At 71.5% G+C, this 26,544-nt stretch carries 23 protein-coding genes; 7 read left to right on the top strand and 16 right to left on the bottom strand.

Features of this window, described 5'->3' with window-relative positions; all coding sequences use genetic code 11:
- From DVS28_RS09075 to argC, 5 genes are read right to left on the bottom strand one after another with little or no spacing between them, the layout of a single operon-like run.
- Window positions 1-387 carry a response regulator transcription factor gene (locus tag DVS28_RS09075; RefSeq protein ID WP_114591166.1) on the bottom strand — a complete coding sequence of 129 codons (387 nt, stop codon included), beginning with the start codon at window positions 385-387 and terminating at the stop codon, window positions 1-3.
- Window positions 387-1,586, bottom strand: a complete 1,200-nt coding sequence (locus DVS28_RS09070) for an acetylornithine transaminase (protein WP_114591165.1) — start codon at window positions 1,584-1,586, stop codon at window positions 387-389. The genes DVS28_RS09075 and DVS28_RS09070 overlap by 1 nt, the downstream gene beginning before the upstream one ends.
- On the bottom strand, window positions 1,583-2,497 hold the full coding sequence (argB, locus tag DVS28_RS09065; RefSeq protein WP_114591164.1) for an acetylglutamate kinase: 915 nt from the start codon (window positions 2,495-2,497) through the stop codon (window positions 1,583-1,585). Before argB ends, DVS28_RS09070 begins: the two co-directional genes overlap by 4 nt.
- Window positions 2,494-3,744 (bottom strand): bifunctional glutamate N-acetyltransferase/amino-acid acetyltransferase ArgJ, encoded by a 1,251-nt coding sequence (gene argJ / locus DVS28_RS09060; RefSeq protein WP_216826501.1) that lies wholly within the window; start codon window positions 3,742-3,744, stop codon window positions 2,494-2,496. The genes argB and argJ overlap by 4 nt, the downstream gene beginning before the upstream one ends.
- A complete protein-coding gene (argC, locus tag DVS28_RS09055; RefSeq protein ID WP_164710240.1) occupies window positions 3,741-4,751 on the bottom strand; it encodes an N-acetyl-gamma-glutamyl-phosphate reductase in 1,011 nt (336 codons plus the stop codon). The genes argJ and argC overlap by 4 nt, the downstream gene beginning before the upstream one ends.
- A 113-nt stretch (window positions 4,752-4,864) precedes the next feature.
- Between argC and DVS28_RS09050 the strand changes: the two genes are divergently transcribed.
- A complete protein-coding gene (locus DVS28_RS09050) occupies window positions 4,865-7,105 on the top strand; it encodes a thiamine pyrophosphate-dependent enzyme (protein WP_114591162.1) in 2,241 nt (746 codons plus the stop codon).
- A 261-nt stretch (window positions 7,106-7,366) separates the two neighbouring features.
- On the opposite strand, the gene DVS28_RS09045 is transcribed toward DVS28_RS09050, so the two are convergent.
- Window positions 7,367-7,621 carry a hypothetical protein gene (locus DVS28_RS09045; protein ID WP_164710238.1) on the bottom strand — a complete coding sequence of 85 codons (255 nt, stop codon included), beginning with the start codon at window positions 7,619-7,621 and terminating at the stop codon, window positions 7,367-7,369.
- Between the two features lie 186 nt (window positions 7,622-7,807).
- Between DVS28_RS09045 and DVS28_RS09040 the strand changes: the two genes are divergently transcribed.
- Window positions 7,808-8,332 carry an SRPBCC family protein gene (locus DVS28_RS09040; RefSeq protein ID WP_114591160.1) on the top strand — a complete coding sequence of 175 codons (525 nt, stop codon included), beginning with the start codon at window positions 7,808-7,810 and terminating at the stop codon, window positions 8,330-8,332.
- On the opposite strand, the gene DVS28_RS09035 is transcribed toward DVS28_RS09040, so the two are convergent.
- The 4 genes from DVS28_RS09035 to DVS28_RS09025 all read right to left on the bottom strand — a co-directional run bounded on the left by DVS28_RS09035 (window position 8,325) and on the right by DVS28_RS09025 (window position 14,347).
- Window positions 8,325-10,040, bottom strand: a complete 1,716-nt coding sequence (locus DVS28_RS09035; protein ID WP_174236197.1) for a GMC oxidoreductase — start codon at window positions 10,038-10,040, stop codon at window positions 8,325-8,327. The genes DVS28_RS09040 and DVS28_RS09035 overlap by 8 nt on opposite strands.
- A gap of 100 nt (window positions 10,041-10,140) precedes the next feature.
- Window positions 10,141-11,613, bottom strand: coding sequence for a TIGR03560 family F420-dependent LLM class oxidoreductase (locus DVS28_RS09030; RefSeq protein ID WP_164710236.1), 1,473 nt, complete (start codon window positions 11,611-11,613; stop codon window positions 10,141-10,143).
- A 41-nt stretch (window positions 11,614-11,654) separates the two neighbouring features.
- Window positions 11,655-12,065, bottom strand: a complete 411-nt coding sequence (locus DVS28_RS28300; protein ID WP_164710234.1) for a response regulator — start codon at window positions 12,063-12,065, stop codon at window positions 11,655-11,657.
- Between the two features lie 2 nt (window positions 12,066-12,067).
- The gene (locus DVS28_RS09025) at window positions 12,068-14,347 is read right to left on the bottom strand and encodes an ATP-binding protein (protein WP_164710232.1); all 2,280 of its coding nucleotides are present in this window, start codon (window positions 14,345-14,347) and stop codon (window positions 12,068-12,070) included.
- A 193-nt stretch (window positions 14,348-14,540) separates the two neighbouring features.
- Here DVS28_RS09025 and DVS28_RS09020 point away from each other — a divergent pair, with 193 nt between their 5' ends.
- A complete protein-coding gene (locus DVS28_RS09020; protein ID WP_114591157.1) occupies window positions 14,541-14,981 on the top strand; it encodes a hemerythrin domain-containing protein in 441 nt (146 codons plus the stop codon).
- Window positions 14,982-15,011: 30 nt separating this feature from the next.
- On the opposite strand, the gene DVS28_RS09015 is transcribed toward DVS28_RS09020, so the two are convergent.
- On the bottom strand, window positions 15,012-15,290 hold the full coding sequence (locus tag DVS28_RS09015) for a DUF2277 domain-containing protein (RefSeq protein ID WP_114591156.1): 279 nt from the start codon (window positions 15,288-15,290) through the stop codon (window positions 15,012-15,014).
- A 68-nt stretch (window positions 15,291-15,358) separates the two neighbouring features.
- On the opposite strand from DVS28_RS09015, the gene DVS28_RS09010 reads away from it, so the two are divergent.
- The 4 genes from DVS28_RS09010 to DVS28_RS08995 all read left to right on the top strand — a co-directional run bounded on the left by DVS28_RS09010 (window position 15,359) and on the right by DVS28_RS08995 (window position 20,085).
- Entirely contained in the window at window positions 15,359-17,383 is a 2,025-nt protein-coding gene (locus DVS28_RS09010) for a cell wall-binding repeat-containing protein (RefSeq protein WP_114591155.1), read from the top strand.
- Between the two features lie 47 nt (window positions 17,384-17,430).
- Window positions 17,431-18,378 (top strand): ROK family protein, encoded by a 948-nt coding sequence (locus DVS28_RS09005; protein ID WP_114591154.1) that lies wholly within the window; start codon window positions 17,431-17,433, stop codon window positions 18,376-18,378.
- A 97-nt stretch (window positions 18,379-18,475) separates the two neighbouring features.
- A complete protein-coding gene (locus DVS28_RS09000; RefSeq protein WP_216826500.1) occupies window positions 18,476-19,207 on the top strand; it encodes a cytochrome b/b6 domain-containing protein in 732 nt (243 codons plus the stop codon).
- Window positions 19,204-20,085 (top strand): molybdopterin-dependent oxidoreductase, encoded by an 882-nt coding sequence (locus DVS28_RS08995; protein WP_114591153.1) that lies wholly within the window; start codon window positions 19,204-19,206, stop codon window positions 20,083-20,085. The genes DVS28_RS09000 and DVS28_RS08995 overlap by 4 nt, the downstream gene beginning before the upstream one ends.
- A 189-nt stretch (window positions 20,086-20,274) precedes the next feature.
- Here the strand turns inward: DVS28_RS08995 and DVS28_RS08990 are convergent, their stop codons facing one another.
- The 5 genes from DVS28_RS08990 to DVS28_RS08970 all read right to left on the bottom strand — a co-directional run bounded on the left by DVS28_RS08990 (window position 20,275) and on the right by DVS28_RS08970 (window position 26,543).
- On the bottom strand, window positions 20,275-20,856 hold the full coding sequence (locus tag DVS28_RS08990; RefSeq protein ID WP_114591152.1) for an ASCH domain-containing protein: 582 nt from the start codon (window positions 20,854-20,856) through the stop codon (window positions 20,275-20,277).
- A 12-nt stretch (window positions 20,857-20,868) separates the two neighbouring features.
- Window positions 20,869-23,286, bottom strand: coding sequence for a phenylalanine--tRNA ligase subunit beta (pheT, locus tag DVS28_RS08985; RefSeq protein ID WP_114591151.1), 2,418 nt, complete (start codon window positions 23,284-23,286; stop codon window positions 20,869-20,871).
- Between the two features lie 27 nt (window positions 23,287-23,313).
- Window positions 23,314-24,387, bottom strand: coding sequence for a phenylalanine--tRNA ligase subunit alpha (pheS, locus tag DVS28_RS08980; protein WP_216826499.1), 1,074 nt, complete (start codon window positions 24,385-24,387; stop codon window positions 23,314-23,316).
- Window positions 24,388-24,504: 117 nt separating this feature from the next.
- Window positions 24,505-25,626: a sensor histidine kinase gene (locus tag DVS28_RS08975; RefSeq protein ID WP_114591150.1), complete on the bottom strand. Its 1,122-nt coding sequence runs from the start codon at window positions 25,624-25,626 to the stop codon at window positions 24,505-24,507.
- Between the two features lie 2 nt (window positions 25,627-25,628).
- Window positions 25,629-26,543, bottom strand: a complete 915-nt coding sequence (locus DVS28_RS08970) for a TrmH family RNA methyltransferase (protein ID WP_114591149.1) — start codon at window positions 26,541-26,543, stop codon at window positions 25,629-25,631.
- Window position 26,544: the final 1 nt, after the last annotated feature.

Raw genomic sequence — 26,544 nt, 5'->3', positions numbered from 1 at the left:
CTATCCCTCTCCCCCGACGATCTGCTGGACCCGCAGGAGCAGGTCCTCGACCTCGAAGGGCTTGTTGAAGACGTTGGCGTTGCCGAGCCGCTTGCGAGCCTCGTCGGCCGCTTCGGGCTTGCCGGTCACGACGATGACCGGGGTGTCGGAGTGCTCCTCCGCGAGCTCGTCGAGGACCCGCAGGCCACCGACGTCCGGCATCATGATGTCCAGCACGACCACGGCCGGCCGGTGCATCCGCAGCTTCAGCAGGCCCTCGAGCCCGTCGCGTGCGGTCCTGACGTCGATGCCCTCGGCGGCGAACAGGACCTCGATGAGGTCACGGACGGCACGGTCGTCCTCGACGACGAGGACGACGGGGTCGGGGCTGTCGGCGGGGCGGTCCATCAGGAGGTTCCGTTCTCGTGGGTGGCCGCGGACAGGGCGAGTCCCAGCCTGCGGAGGCCCTCGTCGATCTCGTCGGGAGTGACGTTCAGCGGTGGGGCCAGGCGCACCGCGTCGCTGGCGACATTGTTCACCACGAGCAGCTGCTCGAGGGCATGTCCGGTCACGGTCGCCGAAACGGGGGCGTCGAGCAGCAGCGCGCGGAGCAGTCCGCGACCGCGCTGTCCGACCACGTGGGGACTGTCCAGCGCGATCATCCCATCGGCCAGCCGCTCCCCCATGGCACGCGTGTTGGCCAGCAGGTCCTCGCGGTCGATGACGTCCATCACGGCGTTCGCGGCGGCACAGGCCACCGGGTTGCCGCCGAAGGTCGAGGCGTGGTCACCCGGCTGGAAGGCCTTCGCCGCCACCCCGTGGGCCAGGATCGCGCCGATGGGCAGGCCGTTGGCAAGGCCCTTGGCCAGGCAGATCACGTCGGGCACGACCGACGTGGTCTGCCAGCCGTACCACTCCCCCAGCCGGCCGATCCCGGTCTGGACCTCGTCGACGACCAGCAGGGCGTCGTGGGCGTCGCAGACCTCGCGGGCCCGCTCCAGCATCGCGGCGTCGAGCGGTCGCACACCGCCCTCGCCCTGCACGACCTCGACCCAGACCGCGCAGGTCCGGTCGTCGACCGCCGCAGCCAGCGCGTCGGGGTCGTCGTGCGGGACGTGGGTGACCCAGCTGCCCAGCGGCTCGAACGGCTCGTGCTTGGCCGGGTTGCCGGTCAGCTTGAGCGCGCCCAGCAGGCGCCCGTGGAAGCTGCCGGTCAGGGCGACGACGTTGACCTTGCCCGGGTCACGGTGCTTGCCGTGACGGCGGGCCAGCTTGATGGCGGCCTCGTTGGCCTCGGCGCCGGAGTTGCAGAAGAACGCCCGACCATCGGCCCAGCCGGCGGCGTCGCGCAGCTTGGCGGCCAGCTCCAGCGCGGGGGTGGTGGCGAACAGGTTGGAGGTGTGGCTCAGCGTGCTTGCCTGGGCGGTGATGGCCTCGGTGATCGCCGGATGGGCGTGGCCGAGGCTGGTGACGGCCAGCCCGCACAGGAAGTCGAGGTGGTCGCGGCCGGCGTCGTCGGTCAGCCAGCTGCCGTGACCGGACACGAACGTGCGCGCCGGCGCGCCGTAGGTCGGCAGCAGGACCTGGTCGGGAGTCGGCGTGCTCACCGCGGTGCGTCCGGGGAGGGGAGGATCATGGTGCCCACGCCGGCGTCGGTGAAGATCTCCAGCAGGATGGCGTGTTCGATGCGACCGTCGAGGAGGTGGGCCTGGGGCACGCCGCCGTCGAGGGCCGCGACGATGCTGGCGATCTTGGGGATCATGCCGGTGACCAGCTCGTCGTCGGCGATCATCTGCCGCAGCCGACCGACGCCGACCTCGCTGAGCAAGGTGGACGCGGGGGTGCCGAAGTTCTCGTACAGGCCGGCGACGTTGGTCAGGTAGATCAGCTTGTCCGCGCCCAGCGCCTGGGCGACCGCCCCCGCCACCTCGTCGGCGTTGACGTTGACCGTCTGGCCGTCGGCGGTTGTGCACAGCGTCGCCATGACGGGGATCCGGCCGGAGTCGAGCATCTGGTGCAGCAGCGTCGGGTCGACGCGGTCGACCCGTCCGACGAGCCCCATGCGCGGGTCGTGCTGGATGGCCATGACCTGACCCGAGTCGGTCCCGGCCACGCCGACGGCCGGCGCCCCGGCGTCGGAGATCATCCGCACCAGCATCGGGTTGACCTGGCCGAGCAGCGCCATCTGGACGGCCTGGAGCGTCGGCGCGTCGGTCACCCGACGGCCCTCGACGAAGGTGGTCTCCAGCCCCAGCCGGTCGGCGAGCTGGCTGATCTGCGGCCCGCCGCCGTGCACCACGACGACGCGGACGCCGATGGAGTGCAGCAGGGCGATGTCACGCGCGAACGACGGGTCCTCCCCCGGCCCGGTCTCGGTGGGGGTCAGGGCGTTGCCGCCGTACTTGACCACCAACGTCTGGCCGGCCCACCGCGTCATCCACGGCAGGGCCTCCTGCAGCACCCTCGCCTTGTCCTGCGCACGCTTCAGCCGGTCGTCGACCAGCACCTCGGCACTCATGTCGTGTACTCCGCGTTGATCGTGATGTACCCGTGGGTCAGATCACAGGTGATGAAGGTGGCCCGTTCGGTGCCGAGGCCCAGGTCGATGCGCACGTCGACGTCGGGGGCCTGCATCGCCTCGCTGGCGGCGGCTCGGTCGAAGTCGGCCTTGACCCCGCCGCGGCAGACGACGTGTCCGGCGATGGCGATCTCGATGCCGGTCGGGTCGATGTCCACGCCGGCAGCACCGACGGCGGCGATGATCCTGCCCCAGTTGGGGTCGGCGCCGGCGAAGGCCGTCTTGACGAGGTTGTCGTCGCCCACCTTGCGGGCCACCGCGAGGGCATCGGCTTCGGTGGACGCCCCGGAGACGGTCAGGTGGATGACGTGTTCGGCGCCCTCGCCGTCGCGCACCATCTGGATGGCGAGGTCAGCGAGGACGGCGTGCAGGCCGGCTTCGATGGCGGTGGGCGACGGGGGCGTGACGGCGGTGCCGCTGGCCAGCAACACGATGGTGTCGTTGGTGCTGATGACGCCGTCGACGCTGACCCGGTTGAAGGTCGCCTCGACCGCGCGCCGGAGCATGCCGTCGGCGACGAGCGGGTCCAGCGGGGCGTCGGTGGTGACGACGGCGAGCATCGTGGCAAGCGACGGGGCGATCATGCCCGAGCCCTTGCACATGCCGCCGATGGTGGCCGACCCACCCTCGTCGTCGGTGACGTGGACCGCCGACTCCTTGCTGACCAGGTCGGTGGTCATGATGGCCTCGGCGGCGTCGAGGCCGCCGTTGGGGTCGGCCGCCGCGACCAGCGGGGCGATGCCGTCCAGGTAGGGCTGTGCGGGGATGGGCTCGCCGATGACGCCGGTCGAGCACAGCAGCACTTCCTCCGTGGCGCAGCCGAGGGCCTCGGCGGCCGCGGCCGCGGCGTCACGGGCGAGCTGCAGGCCGTCGGGTCCGCAGCACACGTTGGCGCTGCCGCTGTTGAGCACGACCGCACGAGCCCGTCCGCCGGTCGCCAGCAGGTGCTCGCGTGAGACGGTGACGGGGGCGGCCTGGATCCGGTTGGCCGTGAATACCGCGCTGGCGGTGGCGACGTCGTCGGCGACGACGATGGCCATGTCCGGCCTGCCGCTGCCCTTGAGGCCGGCGGTGACGCCGCCGGCGGAGAACCCCCAGGGTGCGGTGACCCCGTCGTCGAGGGGGAGGATCTGGTGGACGGGCTCGTCCTGGCCCTCCACGGGCTGGTCGACCGGGTCGGAGCTCACGGGTAGACCGCCATGGTCGGAAGGCCCGCGGTCTCGGGCAGGCCGAGGGCGACGTTGGCTGCCTGCACGGCCTGGCCGGCGGCGCCCTTGGTCAGGTTGTCGATCGCGCAGGACACGGTGACGCGACCGGTGCGCGGGTCGACGGCGGCGCCGACGTGGGCGGTGTTGGCACCGACGACGTGGGTCGACTCGGGCCAGCCGTCGACGACGGTGACGAACGGCTCGGTGTCGTAGGCGTCGTGGAAGGCGGCGGGGACGGCCTCCGGGGCCGTTGCGTCCAGCAGCTGCGCGTTGAGGGTGACGACCATGCCGCGGACCTGCGGGACCAGGTGCGGGGTGAAGCTGACGGGGTGATCGGCACCCGTCAGGACGCTCCACTGCTGCTCGATCTCGGGCGTGTGCCGGTGGGTCGGGGCGCCGTAGGCGGCGGTGTTGGCCGTGGCGTGGGAGACGTGCAGGTTGTCGCGCAGCCCCCGGCCGGCGCCGCTGGATCCGGACATGCCGACGATCGTCAGGCTGGCGGGATCGACCAGGCCCGCGAGGGGCTTGAGACCCAGCAGGGTGGCGGTCGGATAGCAGCCGGGACCGGCGACGAGGCCCGCGCCGGCGATGGCGTCGCGGTTCAGCTCGGGCAGGCCGTAGACGGCGGGGGTCAGCTCCGGAGCGGTGTGGTCCATCCCGTACCAGCGCTCGAACACCTCGGCTGGCAGGCGGAACGCGCCGGACAGGTCCACCACGGTGGCGCCGGCGTCACGCAGCGGCGCGGCCAGCGCCATCGACACCGCGTGCGGGGTTGCCAGGAACACCAGGTCGCAGCCCTCGAGCGCCTCGGGGGTCGACGGGGCGAGCGTGCCGGAGGTGTTGAGGTGCGGAAAGACCGTGGACAGGTCCTCGCCTGCCCGGGATCCAGCTGCAACAGTGCGAACCTTCAGGGTGGGATGCCCGGCGAGCAGCCGCAGCAGCTCTCCACCTCCGTAGCCGGATCCTCCGACGATGCCTGTGTCCATGGCGCCAGTGTGCATGGATATGCATCGCGTATGCAAGATGGGCGGGGTGGCCGTTCGGCCGGGCGGGAGCAGCGCACGTCCGCGGGACCGTCGGGCCGGTACGCTCCCGCGCCATGCGGACCCGTGTCGAGATCGTCCAGGATCGGTTGCAGCGTCGGCTCGGACGGGCCGACGGCCCCGGCCCCGTGCTGGCCGACGTCGACCCCGTGGTGGAGGGTTCCAGCCTGACCGTCGCGCGGGCCCATGACCTGCTGACCGACATGTTGACCTCACGGTCCCTCGACGTGGCCGCACGCCGGCTGAAGGCCAGCGGGCAGTCCTACTACACGATCTCCTCCGCGGGTCACGAGGCCAACGCGGTCATCGGGGCGCTGACCCGACCGACCGATCCGGCGTTCCTGCACTACCGCTCGGGCGGATTCGTCATGTCGAGGTCACGCCAGATCCCCGGCGTCGACCCCGTCCGCGACACGATCCGCTCGTTCACCGCCGCGGCGTCCGATCCGATCGCCGAGGGGCGTCACAAGGTGTGGGGGTCCGTCGCCGGGTGGATCCCGCCGCAGACGTCGACCATTGCCAGCCACCTGCCCAAGGCGGTCGGCACGGCGTTCGCGATCGAACGCGCACGCCGCTTGGGGTATGCGCTGGACGTGCCCGAGGACGCCATCGTCGTGTGCTCCTACGGGGACGCTTCGGCCAACCACGCCTCTGCCCTGGCCGGCATCAACGCCGCGCGGTACAGCCAACGTCGTGGCGCGCGGGCACCGGTCGTCTTCGTCTGCGAGGACAACGGCCTGGGCATCAGCGTCGACACGCCCCGACGGTGGATCAACGCCAGCTTCTCGGGCCTGCCCCACCTCAAGTACGTGCCGGCAGAGGGCGACATCGACGAGGTGTGGGCCGCGGTGGAGGAGGCCGTCGAGCACTGCCGTCGCACCCGCGGACCGGTCCTGCTGCACCTGAAGACCGTCCGGCTGTGGGGCCATGCCGGTTCCGACGTCGAGGCGACCTATCGCACGCTGCCCGAGATCGAGACCGACGAGGAGCGCGACCCGATCGCCCTCGCCGGCGAACGGCTGGCCGCGCTGGGTGCGGCCGACGGCGACGGCATGGCCCTGCTGGCCGCGGAGGTGGACGAGCGCGTGCAACGGGCCGCCGACGTGCTGGCCGGTGGTGCGACGTTGCCCGACCGGGCCGCCGTGATGGCCCCGCTGGCGCCGTGGCACCCCGACGAGATGGCGGCCGACGCGGTCGGCGCGCTGCCGGACGACGAACGACGTGCCGTGCTGGGCGAGGACCTGCCGGAGGACGCCACCGCCCCGGCCCGCCGCACCATGGCCGCCCACATCAACGCGGCGCTGCACGACGAGCTCGCCCGCCGCCCCGAGGCGCTGGTCTTCGGTGAGGACGTCGGCCGCAAGGGTGGCGTGTACCACGTCACCGCCGGCCTCCAGCAGCGGTTCGGGCTGGACCGGGTCTTCGACACCCTGCTCGACGAGACCACCATCCTCGGCGTCGCCCAGGGTGCGGCGCTGCTGGGCTTCCTGCCGATCCCCGAGATCCAGTACCTGGCCTACGTCCACAACGCGCTGGACCAGATCCGCGGCGAGGCGGCTTCGTTGTCGTTCTTCTCCGCCGGGCAGTACACCAACCCGATGGTGGTCCGCATCGCGGGGCTGGCCTACCAGAAGGGCTTCGGCGGCCACTTCCACAACGACAACTCCATCGGGGCGCTGCGCGACATCCCGGGGCTGGCGATCGCCTGCCCGAGCCGTGGTGACGAAGCCGCCCGGCTGCTGCGGACCGCGATGGCCATGGCCGCGATCGACGGTCGGGTCGTGGCGTTCCTCGAACCCATCGCGCTGTACCACGAGAAGGACCTGCACCAGCCGGGCGACGGCGAGTGGCTGTTCGACTATCCGGCGCCGGGCGCGGAGCCCCTGCTGCCGGGCGACGTCGGGATCTACGACCCGCCGAGCGGGGCCGAGCCGACGATGCTGATCGTCAGCTACGCCAACGGCCTGCGCATGTCGTTGCAGGCCGCCGAGCTGCTGGCCGAGCAGGGGGTCGCCGCACGCGTGCTGGACCTCCGCTGGCTGAGCCCCCTGCCGCTGGAGGCCGTGGCCCGCCAGTCCGAGGCGTGTGGCCGGCTGTTGGTCGTCGACGAGTGTCGTGCCACCGCGGGCGGGGTGGCCGACGCGCTGCTCGCGGGCACGATCGAACGTGGCGTCACCGTGCCGATGTCGACGGTGCGGGCGGCCGACTCGTTCGTGCCGCTGGGGCCGGCCGCCGACACCGTGCTGGTCGACACCGGCCAGGTGGTTGCCGCCGCCCTCGACCTGGCCGCCAGGTAACGCGGCCCAGGTAGCGCGGCCAGCGTCCGGTTCGGGACGGTCCGACCGGCCCCTTGGTGGCGCGATCGGGGCCTGCGTCGGCCATGGGCGACGCAGGCCCCGATCGTGCCCAGAAGCGCCGACGACGCCGGGGGGAGCCAGCGTCGTCGTCTCGGGTGTCAGGGGCCGTACGGTGTCGGGTGCTCGAGGGCGACCCGGGACGGTTCGGCGTGACGTTCTGTGGTTGTCCCCGCGCACGAAGCGCGAGGCAACGGAGGTGGGCTAGGCGGCGACGGGCACCTCGGCCACCTCGTCGATCAGCAGCAGGTGGGCGGCGTAGCCGACGCGCTCCTGCCAGGTCATGTCGGTGGCGGCGGCCACCATGGCCGTCACGCCCTCGAGCCGGCGGTCCCTGCCGTCGATCCCGAGCATCTGCGCGGCGGCGCGGACGGGGGCGGCCTCGTGCATCCCTTCGTCCCACTGGGCGGCAAGGACGAGCTGGGACACGAGCTGTTCGGTGGTCATCTCGTTGGTCATCGTGGTCCCCTTGAACTGGTTGGTGTGCCCGCGGTTCGGGCTGGTGACGGGATCAACCCGCCTGCGACGCCCACCCTTCCCCGCCGAGACGGTTTCAACCACCTTCGTCGCCATTTCGTATTGATCTTTACTACCGCTTTGCCGGACACCGACGGGGCCGTGCCGTTCGGGCGTAGGCTGCCGCCCATGGTGCGCTTCGACGACGAACCCACGACCGCGGTAGAGCTGGTCATCCCGGCCACTCCGGAGGCCATCTGGCCGCTCGTGACCGACATCACCCTCCCGGTGGGGCAGAGCCGGGAGCTGCAGCGCGTGGAGTGGGTGGAGGGGCACGCCTCACCCGCAGTGGGCGCCCGGTTCGACGGGCACAACCGTCGCGGCGACCTGGCGTGGACGGCACGCTGCGAGATCACCGAGTTCGACCCTCCCCACCGCTTCACGTGGGAGCCGGGCCACGGCAGCGAGCACGGCGCCTACTCCGCGTTCGGGTTCGAGCTGTCCCCCACCGACGGCGGGACGACGGTCAGGCAGTGGGTGCGGCTGGGCCCGGGCCGATCGGGCCTGACGTGGGCCATCAGGCAGAACCCCGACCAGGAGGAGGCGATCATCGAGCGACGGCTGGCGGACTTCCGCGACTCGATGACCCAGAACCTGGAGGAGGTCGAGCGGCGGGCCACCGCCGCGACCGACGTCCCCGACGAGGTCAGCTGACGGGCAGGCGCAGCGCCGCCGGGGCATCGGCGGGGACTGCCGGGGTGCGGGGCGGCACGGGGGCGACCCGCTGGTAGGCCGACCCGAGCGGGGGCCGGGGGTCCTCCTCACCCTTGTTCGGCCACAGCGACATGGCCCGTTCCGCCATCGCCGTGATCGACAACGACGGGTTGACCCCGAGGTTGGCGGTGATGGCCGCGCCGTCGCAGACGTGGATGCCGTCGTGGCCGTACAGGCGGTGGTAGGGGTCGATGACGCCCGACTCGGGCGAGTCCCCGATCGGCGCCCCACCGATGATGTGGGCGGTCGTCGGCACGTTGAGGGTGGCCTCGAAGATCGACCCGACGGCGGTGCCGCCCATCTCCTCCGCGCCGATCCGAGCCGCCTCGTTGGCGGCGGGGATCCATGTCGGGTTCGGCGACCCGTGGCCCTGCTCGGTGGACAGGAACGACCCGAACGGGGTGCGCTTGCGGATCGTCTGCAGCGAGTTGTCGAGGGACTGCATGACCAGCAGCGCGACCGTGCGCTCGGGCCAGCGGGTCTGGAAGAGGTTGCGGAAGAACTCCCGCGGGCGGGTCAACAACATCAGCAGGAACCGCAGGGGCCGCGGGATGGCGCCACCGCCGTCGACCATCGGCGCGGTGATGCCCCGCATGGCGTCGCTGCCCTTGCCGTAGCGGACGTTCTCGATGTGGGTGTGCTCGTCGACGTGGATCGAAGCGGTGATGGCCACGCCGCGGGAGTAGTCGACCCCATCGGTTCCGGCGCTGGCCGCGACGATCGCCTCGGAGTTGGTGCGCGTCAGACTGCCGAGACGAGGGGAGACGTTGTCCAGCGGCCCGTCCTCGGCGAAGCGGTGGAGGAGCTTCTGGGTGCCGAGCGACCCGGCGGCGAAGATCACCTGGTCGGCCCGGATGACGGTCCGCTGCGGGGTGCGCCAGAGCGGCGTTCCGGGCGTCTCGGCGAGCAGCGCCCACTTGCCGTCGCTGGCCCGTCGCATGTCGACCACTCGGCGTTCGGCCACGACCCGCGCGCCGTTCTGCTCGGCGAGGTACAGGTAGTTGTGGTCCAGGGAGTTCTTGGCGTTGTGCCGGCAGCCGACCATGCAGTTGCCGCACCGGATGCAGCCGGTCCGGTCGGGACCGACACCGCCGAAGTAGGGGTCCTCGACGGTCTGGCCCGGCGTGCCGAACCAGACGCCCACGTCGGTCTTGTGGAACGTGTCGGCCACACCCATGCGCCGGCCGATGGACAGCAGCAGGTCGTCGGCCGGCGAGTCGAACGGCACCCGGTTCACACCCAGCATCCGCTTGGCCTGGTCGTAGTGCGCGGCCAGCTCGTCGCGCCAGTCCGTGATATGCCCCCACGCGCGATCGGTCCAGTAGTGCTCGAGCGGCTCGTACAGGGTGTTGGCGTAGATGACCGACCCCCCACCGACCGCCGCGCCCGACAGGATGAAGACGTCCTTCAGCAGGGTCATGCGCTGGGCGCCCCGCATGCCGAGCTTGGGGAACCAGAAGAACTTGTCGACCCGCCGGTTCGTGGTGGGGAGCGTGTCGGCGGTCCAGCGCCGACCCTCCTCCACCACCGTGACGTCGTAGCCCTTCTCGGTCAGGCGCAACGCCGAGACGCTGCCCCCGAACCCGGAGCCGATGATCGCCACGTCGGTCTCGATCGTGTCGATGTGGTCGGTGTGCGTGCGCGCCATCGGTGCCCTCCGGCTCGGTCGGTTAACGGCGTTAAGTGATCACTCTTGCAGGTCTCGGGTGGCGACGCGAACCCATGGGGGCGGCGGCCGCCCGAAGGGGTCAGGCAAACGCCGCGACGAGCGGGGCCAGCTCGGCGACGCGGGCGGGCGTGGTGATCGGCAGGTTGATGATGGCGGTGTCGACACCGACGTCGGCGTAGGCGCGGAACCGGCCGATCTGGTCCTCGATCGTGCCTGCCCCGACGGATTCTGCGGTGCTCTCCGGCGCGCGGTCGGGCCGCGTCAGCTCGGCCACTCGACCGGCCAGCGTGTCGGCGTCGGGGGCGGCCAGGACCGTCCCCAGCGTGGTGACCTCGATCTCCTCGAACGGGCGGTCGACGTCGGCGCAGTGGCCGCGAAGCACCTCGAGCTTGCGGGCCACCGTCTCGGGGTCCCCGAACAGGTTGCAGGCGTCGGCGTGCTCGGCGACGAGCCGCAGGGTGGTTCGCTCACCGGACCCGCCGAGCAGAATCGGCACCTTGTCCTGCAGCGGACGCGGGTAGCAGATCGCCTCGGGCACGGTGATGGTCTCGCCGTCGAAGCGTGGCGAACCCGGCCCCCACATCAGCGGCAGCAGCTGCAGGGCATCGCGCAGACGCGCGTAGCGATCGGCCACCTCGGGAAACCCCCAGCCGTAGGCCTCGTGCTCGCGCTCGAACCAGGCAGCACCGAGGCCCGCGATGGCCCGGCCCCCGCTGAGCACGTCGACGGTCGCGATGATCTTCGCGAGGTGCGCCGCGTTGCGGTAGGTGATGCCCGTGACGAGCGTGCCGAGCCGGATCCGGTCGGTGACCCCGGCCAGCCACGACAGCGTCGACCACGACTCGAGCATGTCCTCCCATTCCCGGCCGACCTGGGGGATCTGCATCATGTGGTCCATCACCCACAGGGAGTCGAAGCCAGCGTCCTCGGCCGCCCGGGCGACATCGCGGAGGTGGCCGGCGAGGTCGGCGGGGTCGGGGTCGAAGCGGGGCAGCTGCAGGCCGAATCGCATGGTGACGGGCTCCTCTGTCTGGCGTTGGCGCAGGGACGGGGCGTCGAGCACCTCCGGCGGCACGACCACCGCCGCGTCGGCGCGGACGACCCGGTCGAACCCCTCGCTGAGGAGCAGGTCGTCGGTGGTGACCTCGGCCGTCCGGATCTGCCTGGACAGCCCGCCGGCGGGGATGCGTGGCGTCCGAGCGGCGTTGCGCGAACGGACCTCGGCAGCGGGCGTGTCGAAGACCACCGCGATCGCCGGCATCCGGTGGTGGTGCGCCTGCTGGACCCACGTCGCTCGACGGTCGGCCTGCAGTCCCATCGTGTCGACCACCGTCAGCAGCCGTCGGCCGAGACGGGCAGCGACGACGCGCTCGAGCAGGTCGAAGGCATCCTTGCCCGCGCGCTGGTCGTGGCGGGACTCCCCCACGGCCGCCCGCAGGTCGTCGCTGGCCACGACCTGCTCGGGGCGGAAGTGCTGTGTCGCCCAGGTGGACTTGCCGGCGCTCGACGGTCCGATCAGGACGACGAGGCAGCGAGTGGGCAGGCGCAGCACGTCCGCGACGATACTCCGACCGATGACTGCGCGGCGGGGCGTCAGGCCCGGTCCGAGGGCAGGGCATCGCCCAAGCGGTCGACGAGGTCGTCGACGAGCGTGCGCCAGTCCTCCAGCGTGTAGGGCTTCTGGACGTGGGCGCAGCCCAACGCCTCGCTCTGGGCGATGTCCACGGGATCGTTGGAGCTGGTCAGCACCACGTAGCCGCGTGGGGCGGCGGCATGGTCGCGGAGACCCGCCACGACGTCCCAGCCACTTCCGCCGGGGAGGCGCAGGTCGACCACGACCAGCTGGTGTGGCATGCCGGCCCGAACGCCGCGGATGCCGGCGTCGAGCGCCTCGGGGACCGAACGCGCGACCTCGTAGTGGCCTGCCAACGGCGTGTCGGCAGCCGCGAACTCCATCAGCAGCTCGTCGCTGTCGGAGTCCTCCACCCACAACATGACCGCCATCCTCAGTACTCCTTGGTCGGCAGCGGCAGCTTGACGGAGAACGTCGACCCGACCCCCAGGGTCGAGTCGACCCAGACATGGCCCTGGTGGCGTTCGGCGATCCGCGACACGAGCGCCAGCCCGAGGCCGATCCCCTCCGACTGCCCCGGCCGCAGCTGGCGGAACATCCTGAAGATGTCCTCGACGTCAGCAGGGTCGATCCCCACGCCGTTGTCGGTGACGCTCAGCACCGTCGAACCGCGGCTGGCCTCCGACGTGATGCCGATCTCCAGCGGTCGTTCCGGATCGCGGTACTTGACGGCGTTCTCCACGAGGTTCTGGATCAGCTCGCGAAGCAGCGCCGGATCGCCGTTTACGACCGGCATCGGTCCGACCCGGACGGTTGCGCCGCTGGTCTCCAGCGACGCCCCGAGGCTCTGCAGCACCGTGTCGACCGCATCGGTGAGGTCCACCGTCACCAGCGAGATGCCGCTGCCGAGCCGACCCCATCGCTGGAGGCCGTTGAGGAGCTGCGCCATGTGGTCGGCCCCGCCGGTGACGCGCTCGACCAGCCGGGTGGCCATGGGATCGTCGGTGTCGGCGAACCGTTCACCGAGCACCCCGACGAAACCGGACATCGTCCGCAGGGGCCCACGGAGGTCGTGGGCGACGGCGGAGATCATCTCCTCCCGGTCGGCTGCTGCTGCTCGCAGCTCGGCGTTGGCGCGCTCGAGGTCACGCGCGTAGGTCGTCAGCGCGTCGATGACCGTGCTGACGTCCTGGTCCTCGCCGCGGAGCCCTGCCTCCCCGGTCGCCAGCGCACGCTGCAGGGTCGTCGCCATCCGCCGGTCACGTTCGCGCCATGCCTCGCACCTGCCCCGCACGGTCTCGCTCCACGCCGAGAACGACCCGCGGGGGGTCAACCGGTCGCCGTTGGCCTCCAGCCCCTCCGTCGGGTCACCACCCCACGTGGTTGTCATCGTCACCGGGGGCCGGAACCACGCGAGGAAGCTGGTGGCGGGCGCGTGGCCCACCCGCACAACGAGAACGCCACCGGACTCTGGATCGGCCAGCCCGCTCAGGTGCTGGACCTCGATGAGGTCCTCGTCGGGCTGGTCCTCCAGCATCCGGACGATCTCCGAGGCGTCCACCGGCACCGGTCCGTGGGTCCGGACGGTGTCCCCCAGCTTGCCCATGAACGCCGACGCATCGAAGACGTCCAGCGTCTGGGCGGCGATCGCCTCCAGCGCCCGTTCGGGCGAACCGGCCTCGGCGACGTGCCGCAGCACGCCCAGCTGGACCGCACGCCGTTCACGCTCCTCCTCCTCGCGGGTGAGGCCGGTGGCACGGGCGAGCTGCTCCGACAGCAGCCGCGCCAGCAGCTCGCACGCCGACCGCACCGCGAAGGAGACGTGGCGACGGGTGTAGTGGTGGCAGGCCACCAGCCCAACCAGCTGCTTGTCGCTGACCAGCGACATCGACAGGGACGTGACCACGCCCATGTTGCGCAGGTACTCCAGGTGGATGGGCGACACCGCCCGGAGCTGGGCAAGGGCCATGTTCAGCGGTTCGTCGGTGCCGGGGATGAGCGCCGGCAGCACCGGGGACGGCTCGGCGGCGGAGTCGACGATGTGGCGCGTCCAGTTGCGGAGGTAGAGGACGCGCGCCTGCTTGGGGATGTCGCTGGCCGGATACTGCAGGCCGAGGAAGGCATCGAGGTCGAGGCGGCGGTCCTCCGCGACCACCGTCCCGTGCCCGTCCTCGTTGAACAGGTAGATCATCGTCCGGTCGAAGCCGGTCAACCGGCGAACGGTGGTTGCGGCGATCTGCCACGCATCCTCCAGCGAACGGCCATCGAGCGCCGCACCCGCTTCCGACACCTGTGCCAGCAAGCGGCCGAGGGACAGCTCGTCGGCTGCCGGCTCGAACTCCACGACGGTCATGCTCTGCGTCCGGTGGAGGACCGCGTCCAGCTGACGACCGTCCTGGGTCATCACCGTCTGGAGCTGTCGCACGGCGCCGGTTGTCCGCACGCTCGAGGCAAGGCCCGGTGGGCTGACGTCGACCACGAGCTCGCGGAGCGGACGATCCATCACCGCTGGGACGCCGAGCACCTCCGCGGCGTTCGCCGACGTCATGCGGACGATGCCGTCCTCGCGCGTCACCGCCACCAGCGCCCCGTGCGGCTGGATCGATCCCGGGATGTGGATGGCTTCGCGGTCGCAGTTGTTCAGGTCGACCCGGTCGGGCAGCACCAGGTAGTCACGAACCGACTGGGCGGTGCAGCTGCGGTCGTGGTCCACGGTCGGGACTCCAGCGGATGGGGGCTGTGGTGCTCGGACGGGCTCGCCGGACGACACCCGACGGACCGCGGTCACCGTATCGGAATCAACGCAGGCGAAGTGACGCAGTGGAACGAATCGCTGAACCGTCCTCACGACCACGTCCACCGAACGAGGACGATTGGTCGCCGGGTCGGACGGGAACATGGGTTGCATGACGATCTTCGAAGCCCTCCGAGAGAGCCATCAGACGCAGCGCACCCTGCTCGACCAGCTGGTGAAGACCCACGGCGACAGCGACGGTCGGCGCGAGCTGTTCGACCGGCTGAAGGCCGAGCTGGAGCATCATGCGCTGGCCGAGGAACGCCACTTCTACGTGCCGCTGATGGAGCACGACCTCACCCAGGAGAAGTCGCGCCATTCCGTGGCCGAGCATCACGAGATGGACGAGCTGGTGGAGGAGCTGGAGTCCACGGACATGTCCTCCCCCGGCTGGATCGCCACGGCGAAGACGCTCAAGGAGCGGGTCGAGCACCACCTCGACGAGGAGGAGCAGGAGGTCTTCCAGATGGCGGGCAAGGCGCTGACCGACACGCAGAAGTCCCAGCTGGCCACCGAGTACCGCGCCCACATGGACGAGCTGGCCGCCGGCTGAGCCCCTGACGTTGCCCCGCCGCCGGCGGCGTCACTGCTGCAGCGGCGGGAGGCCCATGCGTTCGCGGACGTGCGGGAGGCGCATCGGTGGGACCTTGGTCGGCGGCTGCCGACGTGGGGGCAACCCGCCGAGGAGCTCGGCGGTGACGGCCGCGACCTGCTGGACCGCCGCCTCGTACGCCGGGGTCACGGTGGCATTGGGCTGACGGATGCCGGTGACCTTGCGGATGTACTGCCGTGCGGCTGCCGCGATCTCGTCGTCGGTGGCCGGCGGCTCGAGGCCTCGCAGCTCGGTAATGTTTCGGCACATGCGGTCATTGTGCCGGGTTGCCGCACCCGGATGTTTGCCCAGTTGAACCAGCGGAAACGGACTGCCCCATGGACAACACCCGTTCACTCTCCTCCCTCGTCGTGTCTGCCCTTGCCGTGCTGGCCCTGCTCGTGGCGTTCCCCGTCGCCCCTGCGCGTGCGGTCGAGGACGTGACGCCTGCCCGTGTGGAGGGCCCGAACCGTGTCGCCACGGCGGTTGCCCTCGCCGATCAGGCGTTCCCGGACGGGACCGACACCGCCGTGATCGCCACCGCGGTCGCGCCCCAGGACGCCCTCACCGGGACCGCGCTGGCGGGGTCGTTGGATGCGGCGTTGCTGCTGGTGTATCCCGACGACCTGCCCCAGGAGACCGCTGACGCGCTGGACGGCCTGCGCGTGGACGACATCGTCGTCGTCGGCGGCACGTCCAGCGTCTCGGACGAAGTGGCGAACGAGCTCGCCGAGGGTGGACGCAACGTGACGCGCCTGTTCGGCGAGTCGCAGTACGACACCGCCGAGGTGGTGTCCCGCGCGGCCATCGAGAACGGGGCGCTTCCCAACGTGGACGGCCTGGCCACCGTGCTGCTGGCCAACGGCGAGGGGTTCGCCGACGCGCTGGCCGGCAGCCCCATGGCCTACGCCGGGCCGACTCCCGTCCTGTACACCGAGACCGACGTCCTTCGCAACGAGGCCGCCGCGGTGATCGACGATGCCGACGTCGAGCAGGTCGTGGTGCTGGGCGGCCCGGCGGCGATATCGGCGGCTGTCGTCGACGCCATCGAGGGCCGGGGTGTGCGGGTGGTGCGCCTGGGTGGCGACACCCGTGTGGAGACCTCGGCCGTCGTGGCCGCCTGGACCGCGGAGCAGCTCGGTTTCGGCATGGACGACGTGATGTTGGCCCGCGGCGACGACTTCCCCGACTCCATCACCGCGGCGCAGCTCGCCGGCAAGGGGTTGCGACCGCTGGTCATCAGCGCCACCCCGACCGTCCTGTCGCAGGAGGGCAACGCCTTCTTCACCGAGCGGTGCGGCACCATCGAGGTCATCCAGGCCGTCGGTGGCGAGGCGGCGGTGTCCACCGCCGTCCTCGAGGAGGCCGAGGACGCCGCGGAGTCCTGCGAGGCGGGCGGCCAACCCGGTGGCGGCGGTGACGACGCCCTGCCGACCTACGCCGTCGATCCCCTGACGCTGGACACCGAGCTGTCGCAGCTCGACACCGTCGAAGTCACCGAACTCGGTGGCGCGACGGCCCTGCACGTCGGCCTGTTCGCCTGCGACAGCGTCGAGGTCGACAGCGACGGTTCGGCGGTCTTCACCGACGCCGATGACGACGGGGCCGCCGACGGCCTGGGTACCAGCACCACCGGCGATGCGATCATCACCGGCATCAACTTCGTCGACGTCGACGACAGCCAGCTGGTCCGCGACGCCGTGCCCGAGGACGGCCGCCTGGGCATCCAGGTGTCCTCCGGTGCATCGGACTGCTCGGTCGTGGTGGCCTTCGACGCCGGCACCGACCCGCTGCCCATCGACGACGCCGGCCGGCCGACCGTGCCCTACGGCACGAGCGTGGTGCGCTACGGCGAGCAGCCGACCGAACCGACCGAACCGACCGAGCCGTCGGATCCGAGCCGCCCTGCCGACACGTTGGTCTTCAGGGTCGACCCCGACGAACCCGTGACGACCACCTCGGCCCAGCCCGTGACCTTCACCGTCAACGGGCGATTCGACGACACGCCCATCGCACGCGACCTCAACATCCTGCTCTTCCCCTGCGGCAGCAACGACGTCCTGGGCTCGGGTGCGGACACCTTCGAGGACGCCGACGGCGACGGCGGGGCCGATGGCTTCGGTGCCACCGACACCGGGGTGCTGAGCATCACCGCGGTCAACGGCGAGCCGATCGACCCGACGAAGGCCGCAGGACCGGTCCCGGTGACCGACGACATCCTGACCTTCGAGGTGTCCGCTGCCGAGGGCACGGACTGCGCGACGGTCGTCGTGGTGGCCGGCAACGGCAACGGCAAGTTCGACGTGGACGCCAACGGCGTGCCGCTCGAGGACTACGGCGTCGGACAGGTCCGAGTCGGCTGACCCGTTGCGAGTCGGGCGGCAACCTCCCGCTATCGTCAGGACCCATCATGGGTACCCATATCGGCGTCGACCTCGGCGGCACCAAGGTGCTGGCCGCACGAGTCGACCAGAACGGACGGGCCGAGGGCCACGTCAAGCAGGTCACCCCCGTCGAGGGCCCCGAGGCCGTCGTCGCGGCGATCGCAGAAGCGGTCGAGACCATCGCCAACGGGTGCGACGACCCGGTGGTCGGGGTCGGCATCGGTGCCCCCGGGCCCATCTCCGACGGGGTCATGCTGCACGCCCCGAACCTGTCCGGCTTCGATGACGCCGTGCCCCTGGGCGCGATGCTCGAGGAGCGGCTGGGGCTGCCCGTGGTGCTCGGCAACGACGCCAACGTGGGGACCTTCGGCGAGGCGATGTTCGGGGCGGCGAGGGGCGGCACCACCGTGGTCGGCTGCTGGCTCGGGACCGGCATCGGCGGCGGCCTCGTCCTCGACGGTCGGGTCCACCACGGCAGCTCGGGCACGGCCGGCGAGCTCGGCCACGTGCCCGTGACCATGGACGGTGGGCGCTGGTGCGGCTGTGGTCGACACGGGTGTGTGGAGGCCTATGCCGGTCGTGCGGCGATGGCCGCCGCGGTGCAGGAGGCCATCGCGGCCGGGGAACGGACCTCGTTGCCGACGATCATGGCGTCCAAGGGCAAGGACCGGCTGACCTCGGGTGTCTGGAAGCGTGCCCTCAAGGACGGCGACCCCCTGGCAGTCCGGTTGATGGAGGAGGCAGTGGCCGCGTTGGGCGTCGCCATCGCCGGCGTGGTCAACGTGCTGGACGTCGACACGGTCGTCTTCGGCGGCGGCCTTGCCGAGAAGCTGGGCCAGGAGCACGTCGACCGCATCGCCGACGCCGTCCGACCGCGCCTGATCGCCCCGGAGGTGCCGCGTCGCTGGGTGCTGGCCGAGCTGGGGGACGACTCCGGGGTCATCGGCGCCGCGGCGCTGACCCACACGGGCTGACCTTACGAAGCCATGACAGGCGGCCGCCGGCGGATGGCGGTGGCGTCCACGGGCGTTCCCGGCGAGGATCAGGCCATCCCCCACGCCCGGAGCCCTCGTGCGCACCGCAGCCCCCTCCAGCCCGCCCGACCTGCTGGCCCGAGCGGCCCACCCGCGGGTGATCCGATGGACGCACTGGCTGAACGTGCCGATCCTGGCCGTGATGGTCTGGTCGGGCCTGCGGATCTACTGGGCCAACGACGTCTACGCCGCCGGCATCGGCTCGTGGGAGGTGTTCGGCTTCTTCCCCGACGGCTTCTACTCGGCGCTGGGCCTGGAGCGGCGGCTGGCCAAGGGCATCGCGTTCCACCTCAACACCGGCTGGTTGTTCGTCCTCAACGGGGCGGTCTACGTCGCCTACCTGCTGGGAACGCGGCAGTGGCGGCACCTGGTCCCCGACCGCCACGACGCCCGTGACGCCGTCGACGTGGTCCTCCACGACGTGCACCTGCGAGCCGACGCACCTCCGCACGGCCGCTACAACGCCGCGCAGAAGATCGCCTACACCGGCGTGCTGCTGCTGGCGTTCCTCATCGTCGGAACCGGGTTCGCGATCTACAAGCCGACCCAGCTGTCGTTGCTGACCGGCCTGTTCGGCGGCTACGAGACCGCCCGGCTGATCCACTTCTGGACCACCATCGGGTTCTCGGCCTTCGTGGCCCTCCACCTGGTCCAGGTCGCGCGGTCGGGGATCGGCAACCTGATGTCGATGGTGACCGGGTTCGAGTACTCCGCGGCCCCGGACGACCAGTCGACCGGCGAGCGACGTCCCGAGGACGTGTCGTCGTGACCGACCCGACGCGCACCGACGGGCACGACGCAGCCGGGCAGGACGAGGTCGTGGGGTTCCTCCACCGGGCCGATGTGCCCGAGCCGACTGTCCGCGACCGACGTGCCCGTGCCTTCGCCGCGCAGGCGCGGGAGGAGACGACACGGGTCAGCCGGGCGACCTATGTGCAGCAGACCCGCCGTTCGCTGCTGACCGGCGCGGCCGGGGTTGCGGCGGTTGGGCTGGGCTGGGGCTGGCTGCTCCGCCGACCCGAGGACGGCAACATCCCGTGGCCGCTGCGCCGCGGGTTCGAGTGGAACGAGGCCGTCTGGTCGACCCTGTACGACCCCGGCCGGCTGGCCCCGGAGTTCGACGTCTCCGCGGCCGAGGACATCCGCGTGAACGGGACCATCGGCCTGGACCCCCCGCTGGATGCGGCCGCGTGGCGGCTGCGCGTGGAGGGGCCGGACGGGCAACCGCTCGACGAGCTGGGCTTGGTCGACGTCCTCGACGGCACCAGCCCCGTGCGGCAGGTGACAGAGCACAAGTGCATCGAGGGGTGGAGCAACGTCGTGGCCTGGGAGGGCATCCGCTTCGCCGACTTCGCCGGCCGGTACGAGTCCGTGCTGGCCGACACCGGTTACGTGCAGCTGGTCACCCCAGACGAGGCGTACTACGTCGGCCTGGACGCCGACACCGCCATGCACCCCCAGACCCTGCTGGCGACCGGCCTCAACGGGCAGCCGCTGACCAGCGACCACGGTGCCCCGCTGCGGCTGGTCACCCCGTTGCACTACGGCATCAAGGCCCTCAAGCGCATCGGCACGATCCGCTTCACCAACGACCGCCCGGCCGACTACTGGGCCGAACGCGGCTACGACTGGGACTCCTCCCACTGACGCGTGTCGGCTCACCCGCGCCCCTCGCCGGTCACGCGACACGCATCGGAAGCGTGTCGGCTCACCCGCGCCCCTCGCCGGTCAGGCGACACGCATCGGAAGCGTGTCGGCTCACCCGCGCCCCTCGCCGGCCATGCGACGCACACCCTGGGGTTCGTGTCCGATTCGTCCACGCCTCCCGGTAGCTGGTCACGTGTCCAGCCCCAGGTGGGCTCGACCTCGGGGGGACAGGCGGTAGCCGACGCGGAGGGACTCCGTCAGGCCGAGGGCCTTGAGCCGGCGGACCCGCCGCTTGAAGCGTGGCACGTCGGCCTCCCCCACCTGCAGGGCCAGGTCGGGGGCACGGACGCCGTCGTGGTCGGCGATCAGCCGCAGGAACGTCGACGTCCACGGGCCGTCCGCGGCGGCGGCGTCCAGGCGGGCCAGCGCCTCGTCCAGGGCGACCCGGTCCTCCGGGGTCAGCTCCGCGTCGTCCCGCAGCGCCACCCGAGGGTCGGTGCCGGCATGGTGGAAGGTGATCCGGTACAGCGTCCGGTCCGGACCCTCCTGCAGCGCAGCGAGGACGTCGGCGACGGACCCGTGGCCGGCCGAACGGGCGTCCGCGGCGGTGATGTCGGCCTCGTCGATGCGGTCGACGGCGTCGATGGCCAGCAGGCCGGCGGCGGTCCGCAGGGTGCCACCGGCCTTCACGGTCGGCCGTTTCCAGCGCCGGAACGCCACGGTGATGGAGCCGTCGGCCAGCCCCGTCCACGTCGTCTTCGGCATCAGCATCGGCCGATCACGCTACCGCCGCAGCTGGCCACCCATCGCCTCGACCGCGTCGGCGATCCGCTCGATGGCAGCCGCCTCCTCGGTGTCGGTCAGCTGGGTCTCGGGGTCGTCGAGCAGGAGCGAGAAGGCGAGGGACTTCTTGCCCTCCCCCAGCTGCTCGCCGGCGAACACGTCGAACAGCTCGATGCTGCTCAGGCGTTCACCGGCGGCCTCGGCCACCACGTCACGAACGGTGGCGTGGTCCACGGCGACGTCGACGAGGACGGCCACGTCGAACCGCAGGCCCGGCAGCGGTGAGGGCATCACCGCGGTCGGCAGGTTCGCCCCACCGGCGACGATGACGTCCAGGCGCAGCTCGGCCGCGACAGTCCGCTCGGGCACCTCGAACGCCTTGCAGACGCGGGGGTGCAGCTCGCCGACCACGCCCACCTCGGTGTCACCGAAGAACACGCGGGCAGCACGGCCGGGGTGGAAGGGCATCTCGTGGGTGCGCTCCACCCGCAGGTCGTCGGCCACGACGGTGCGGCGGAGCAGCTCCACCGCACCCATGACGTCGGCGAACTCGACCTGACGAGCGTCGCCGTCGTGCCGGCCGGGTTCGAAGGCCCCGCACGCGATCAGCGCGACGTGGTCGGGTTCGGCGGGCAGCTCGACGCCCGACGGGCCACCGTCGAGGGCCTCGTGGCCGTCCCCCGGCGGCACGAACACGTGGCCGGTCTCGAACAGGGCGAGGTCGGTGTTCTGGCGGTTGACGTTGCGGCGCACGGTCGCCAGCAGCCCGGGGAGCAGCGTGGTGCGCAGCACCGACTCCTCCTTGGACAGCGGGTTGACCAGCTTGATGGTCCGGCGGCGAGGGTCCTCGTCGTCCAGGCCCAGCGCCTCGAGGTCCTCGTCGGCGATGAACGGGTACTGCAGGACCTCCGTCCAGCCACCGCCGGCCAGCGCGCGCCGGATGTCGAGCGCCGCCAGGTCCTCGGGCGAGCGTCGTCCCGACTGACCGGTCGACGGCACCCGCGGCTCGATGTTGTCGTAGCCGAACAGGCGCGCGACCTCCTCGGTCAGGTCGGCCTCGATCTGCATGTCGGGGCGGTACGGCGGCGGGACGACCAGCCGTTCGTCCTCGCCCTCGCCTTCGGTGGTGCAGCCCAGCGACTCCAGCAGCTCGACCTGCCGGTCGGCTGGGATGTCCATGCCGATCAGCGACCGGACGCGGGCCGGCCGCAGGCGGATCGGCGTCGGTGTGTCGGGGATCGGCTCGAGGTCGTGGCCACCAACGACGGTGCCGCCCGCCCACTCGGTGATCAGGTCGGCCACGCGCGTCGCACCCTGCGGCAGCCACGAGGTGTTGACGGTCCGCTCGAACCGGGACTTGGCCTCGGTGAACAGGTGGTGGCGTCGGCCGGTGCGCAGCACCTTGACCGGGTCCCATGCCGCGACCTCGACGTACAGGTCGGTGGTGCCGTCGTTGATCTCGGTGGCGTCGCCGCCCATCACGCCGGCCAGGCCGATGGCACCGGACTCGTCGGCGATGACGACGTCCTCCGCGTCGAGGGTGCGGTCGACCCCGTCGAGGGTCTTGAGCACCTCGCCGGCCTCGGCGTTGCGGACGGTGATGGCGCCGTTCAGCAGCGCCCGGTCGTAGGCGTGGACCGGGTAGCCGGTCTCCAGCATCGCGTAGTTGGTGGCGTCCACGACGTTGCTGATGGGGCGCATGCCGGCCAGGTTCAGCCGCTTCTGGATCTCCGGCGGCGAGGGGCGCACGGTGACGCCCTCGATGCCGCGGCCGTCCCAGCGCCGTACCCCGGTGCCGTCGGCAAGGGACACCTCGACGGTGGCGTTGCCGCCCGGGTTGTCGCCGAGCTCGGGGAGGGTCAGGTCCGCACCCGTCAGCGCGTGCAGGTCGCGGGCCAGGCCCCAGATGGAGGCGCCGTAGCCCCGGTCGGGGGTCAGGTCGATGTCGAGGACGGCTTCCTCGAGGTCGAGCCAGTCGGTGACGTCGGCGCCGACGGGCGCGTCGTCGCCCAGCAGCCAGATGCCGGCGTGGTCCTCGCCCACGCCCAGCTCACGGGCGGAGGCGAGCATGCCGTTGGACGTGACGCCCATCAGCTTCTTGGTGCCGATCTCGAAGCCGCCGGGCAGCGTGGACCCCGGCAGCGCCGCCGGAACGCGGTCGCCGACGGAGAAGTTCTTGGCGCCGCAGACGATCTCCCACTCGCGCTCGCCGTCGAAGGCGTTGACCAGCGACAGCTTGTCGGCCTTGGGGACGGGGGCGAAGGACAGGATCTCCACGACCTTCAGGCCGCGGGCACCGGTGGTGGGCCGCTCGACGGCGTCCACCTCGAGTCCACCGATGGTCAGGACGTCGGCAAGCTCCTCGGGGGACAGGTCGAGGTCGACGTAGGTGTACAGCCAGGAAACAGGAACGCGCATGATGGGTTCTCCTCGTGACGCCGCGAGCTAGAAGCTGGACAGCAGTCGGACGTCGTTGTCGGCGAACAGCCGCAGGTCGGGCACGCCGTAGCGGACCATGGCGGTGCGTTCGATGCCGATGCCGAACGCGAAGCCCTGGACCTCCTCGGGGTCGTAGCCGCCGGCGCGCAGCACGTTGGGATGGACCATGCCCGAGCCGAGCAGCTCCATCCACTTGCCGCCGCCCTGCCCGTCGGGGACCCAGGCGTCGAGCTCGGCGGACGGTTCGGTGAAGGGGAAGTAGTGCGGGCGGAAGCGCAGCTTCACGTCCTCGCCCACCAGCGCACGGGCGAACGCCATCAGGGTGCCGTAGAGGTCCGACAGCGACAGGTCGGTGTCGACGGCGAGGCCCTCGATCTGGTGGAAGACCGGGACGTGCGTCGCGTCGGGGGTGTCCTGCCGGTAGACACGGCCGGGGATGGCGACGTACACCGGCGGGTCGTTGTCCAGCATCGTGCGGATCTGCATCGGCGAGGTCTGGGTGCGCAGCAGCATCCCGGTCGTGCCGTCGTCCCGCTTGGGCGCCTCGGTCAGGCCGTGCACGTAGATGGTGTCCTGCAGGGTGCGGGCCGGGTGGTCCATCTGGGTGTTGAGGGCGTCGAAGTTGAACCAGTCCGACTCGACCTCGGGGCCGGTCACGATCTCGTAGCCCAACCCGACGAACACGTCGAGGATCGCGTCGAGGGTCTGGCGGAGCGGGTGCAGCGACCCGCGGGTGGGCACGCGCGGCGGCAGCGTGATGTCGATGGCCTCGGCGGCCAGGACGACGCGGTCGCGTTCGAGCTCCAGCGTGGTGCGCCGGGCGGACTCGGTGCGGCCGAAGTCGGCGTTGACGGTGTTGACGGCCTGGCCGACGGCCTTGCGCGTCTCGGGGTCCATCTTCCCGAGGCTGCGCTTGACCAGGGACAGGCGGCCCTTCTTGCCCATCCAGGTCTGTCGGACGGCGTCGAGGGCGTCGAGGTCCGTGGCGGCCTGCAGCTCAGCGACGGCCTCGGCGCCGAGGGCGAGCACGTCGTCGGGGGTGGGGACGTCCGGGGAATCGGTGGTGGGATCAGTGGTCACAGCTGGGTGCTCCGCTCTGGCGTGGGGGCAGGGGTGGGGGGCGCGGACGTGGCGGCGGCCGGTGGCGGCGCCGGGCGTGTCCGCGAACGAGCCGGGGCCCGCGTGGCTGACGCGGGGCTAGTGGCTGTCGCCGTTGGTGTGCCGAAGGGCCGAGAGGTCGATGCCTGCGAGCTCGAGTCCGCCCTTCGGCAACGTAAATCGGAAGACCGATCCGCTGCCGGGGGTGGACTCGACGACGATCTCGCCGCCGTGGGCCTGCACGAGGCCCTTGGTGATGTACAGGCCGAGGCCGGTCCCCTGCTTCCGCTCGCCGGGCTTGCGGAAGAACTTGGTGAAGATGGGGTTGAGGAACTCCTCGGGGATGCCGTCGCCTTCGTCGGCAACGGCGACCTCGACGAACTCCTCGGTCTCGCTGGCGGTGATCGTGATCTTTCCGCCGGTGTAGCGGATCGCGTTCTCCAGCAGGTTGGAGAGGATCTGCTCGACCCGGTCGGGGTCGGCGTACAGCTGGGGCAGCTCGCCGATGTCGACGGTGATCGTGCGGCCGTGGCCCACACCGGCTTCCACACGCTCACCGACTCGGGCAGCGGTGGCGGCCATGTCGATCATCTGGCGCTTCAGCTGCAGGCGGCCGGCGTCGATGCGGCTGACGGCCAGCAGCTCGCCGAGCAGCCGGGTGACGCGGTCGGCGTCCTCGTTGACCGTGGCGAGCATCTGCTTCTTCTGCTCGTCGTTGAACCGGTCCCACTTGGCCAGCAGCGTCTTGGTGAACCCCTTCACGCTGGTCAGCGGGCTGCGCAGCTCGTGGGACACCGTCGACACGAGGTCGGAGCGAGCCACGTCGCGGCGACGACGGGCGTCGGCCCGGCGGATGGTCAGGACGAGCTGGGCGGTCCGGCCGGCGTCGTCGGCCAGCCGGGCACCGGTCATCGCCACCGCCCGGGAGGTCCCGGCCCCCACGAGGGTCAGCTCCTGCTCGGCGATGCGGGGCAGCAGCGCGGCGTCGGCCTGCATCGGTGTGCAGGTCGCCCACCAGTCGGCCCCGTCCTCGGTCCGCAGGCGCAGCACGTGGTCGGCCTGCTGGCCGACGACGCGGTCCGCCGACAGTCGCAGGAGCCGCAGCGCCTGGGTGTTGGCGTAGGTGACGGCGCCGTCGGACCCGACGATCACGGCCGCATCGGCGATCAGCTCCAACGCCGCCATGTCGGCGGGCGTCTTCTGCGCCAGATGCGTGCTCATCGTCAGGGCGTGGGTGGCGTCTTCGTCGAGGGGTGGGACTGCGCGCTGTTGACCGAGTAGGCCATGACCGCAACGGCGGCGGCGAGGTTGAGGCTCTCGGCGTGTCCGGAGTAGCCGTCCCGCTGCGTGGTCGCGATCGGAATGTGCACTGACACGCTACATGCCTCGACGGCAACCGAGGAAAGACCTGCGGCTTCTCCCCCGAAGACCAGGGCCGTGGGCACCGACAGGTCGACCTCGTCCAGCGGCACCGACGCATGCACGTCGGCAGCCAGCAGCTGCAGGCCAGCGTCGGCCAGCGTGTGCAGCTCCTCCGGATCGACGCCCGTGACCAGCGGCAGGTGGAACACCGAGCCGGTCGAGGCACGGACGGCCTTGGGGTTGTACGGGTCGACGCTGCCGCGCACGAACACGACCGCGTCGGCGCCTGCGGCGTCGGCGGTGCGCACGATCGTGCCGGCGTTGCCCGGGTCGCTGACGCCGTCGAGGACGACGAGGAACCGCGCGGTCGAGACCACGTCGGCCAGCGACACCTGGCGGATGGGCGCCACACCGACCATGCCCTGCGGGGTGACCGTGTCGGCCAGCGCACGCAGGACCTCGGGGGTCACGGTACGGATCCGCGATCCCGCGTCGGCTGCGTCACGCAGCAGGTGGACGTGCTCGTGGACCGCCTGCGGCGTGATGAAGAGCTCGACGAGCTGATCGACGGCCTCGCTGACCGCCTGCGGACCCTCGACGAGGAACATGCCCTCGTCGCGGCGCCCCTTGCGGGCTGCCAGCTTCGCCGCCGCCTTGATCGAGCTGTTGGCGGCGGAGGTGATGACGGGCGCGTTGACCAGCGCCCGTACGTCGAATGCAGACCCCTCGAGGTCGGCCGCAGCGGCCTCCTCGAGCCCCTCGTGAGCGATGGCCATC

This window comes from Euzebya pacifica, from assembly GCF_003344865.1.
Classification (GTDB): Bacteria; Actinomycetota; Nitriliruptoria; order Euzebyales; family Euzebyaceae; genus Euzebya; species Euzebya pacifica.
The sequence above is the reverse complement of the archived record's forward strand: the minus strand, read 5'-3'. Positions and strand labels throughout refer to the sequence as shown.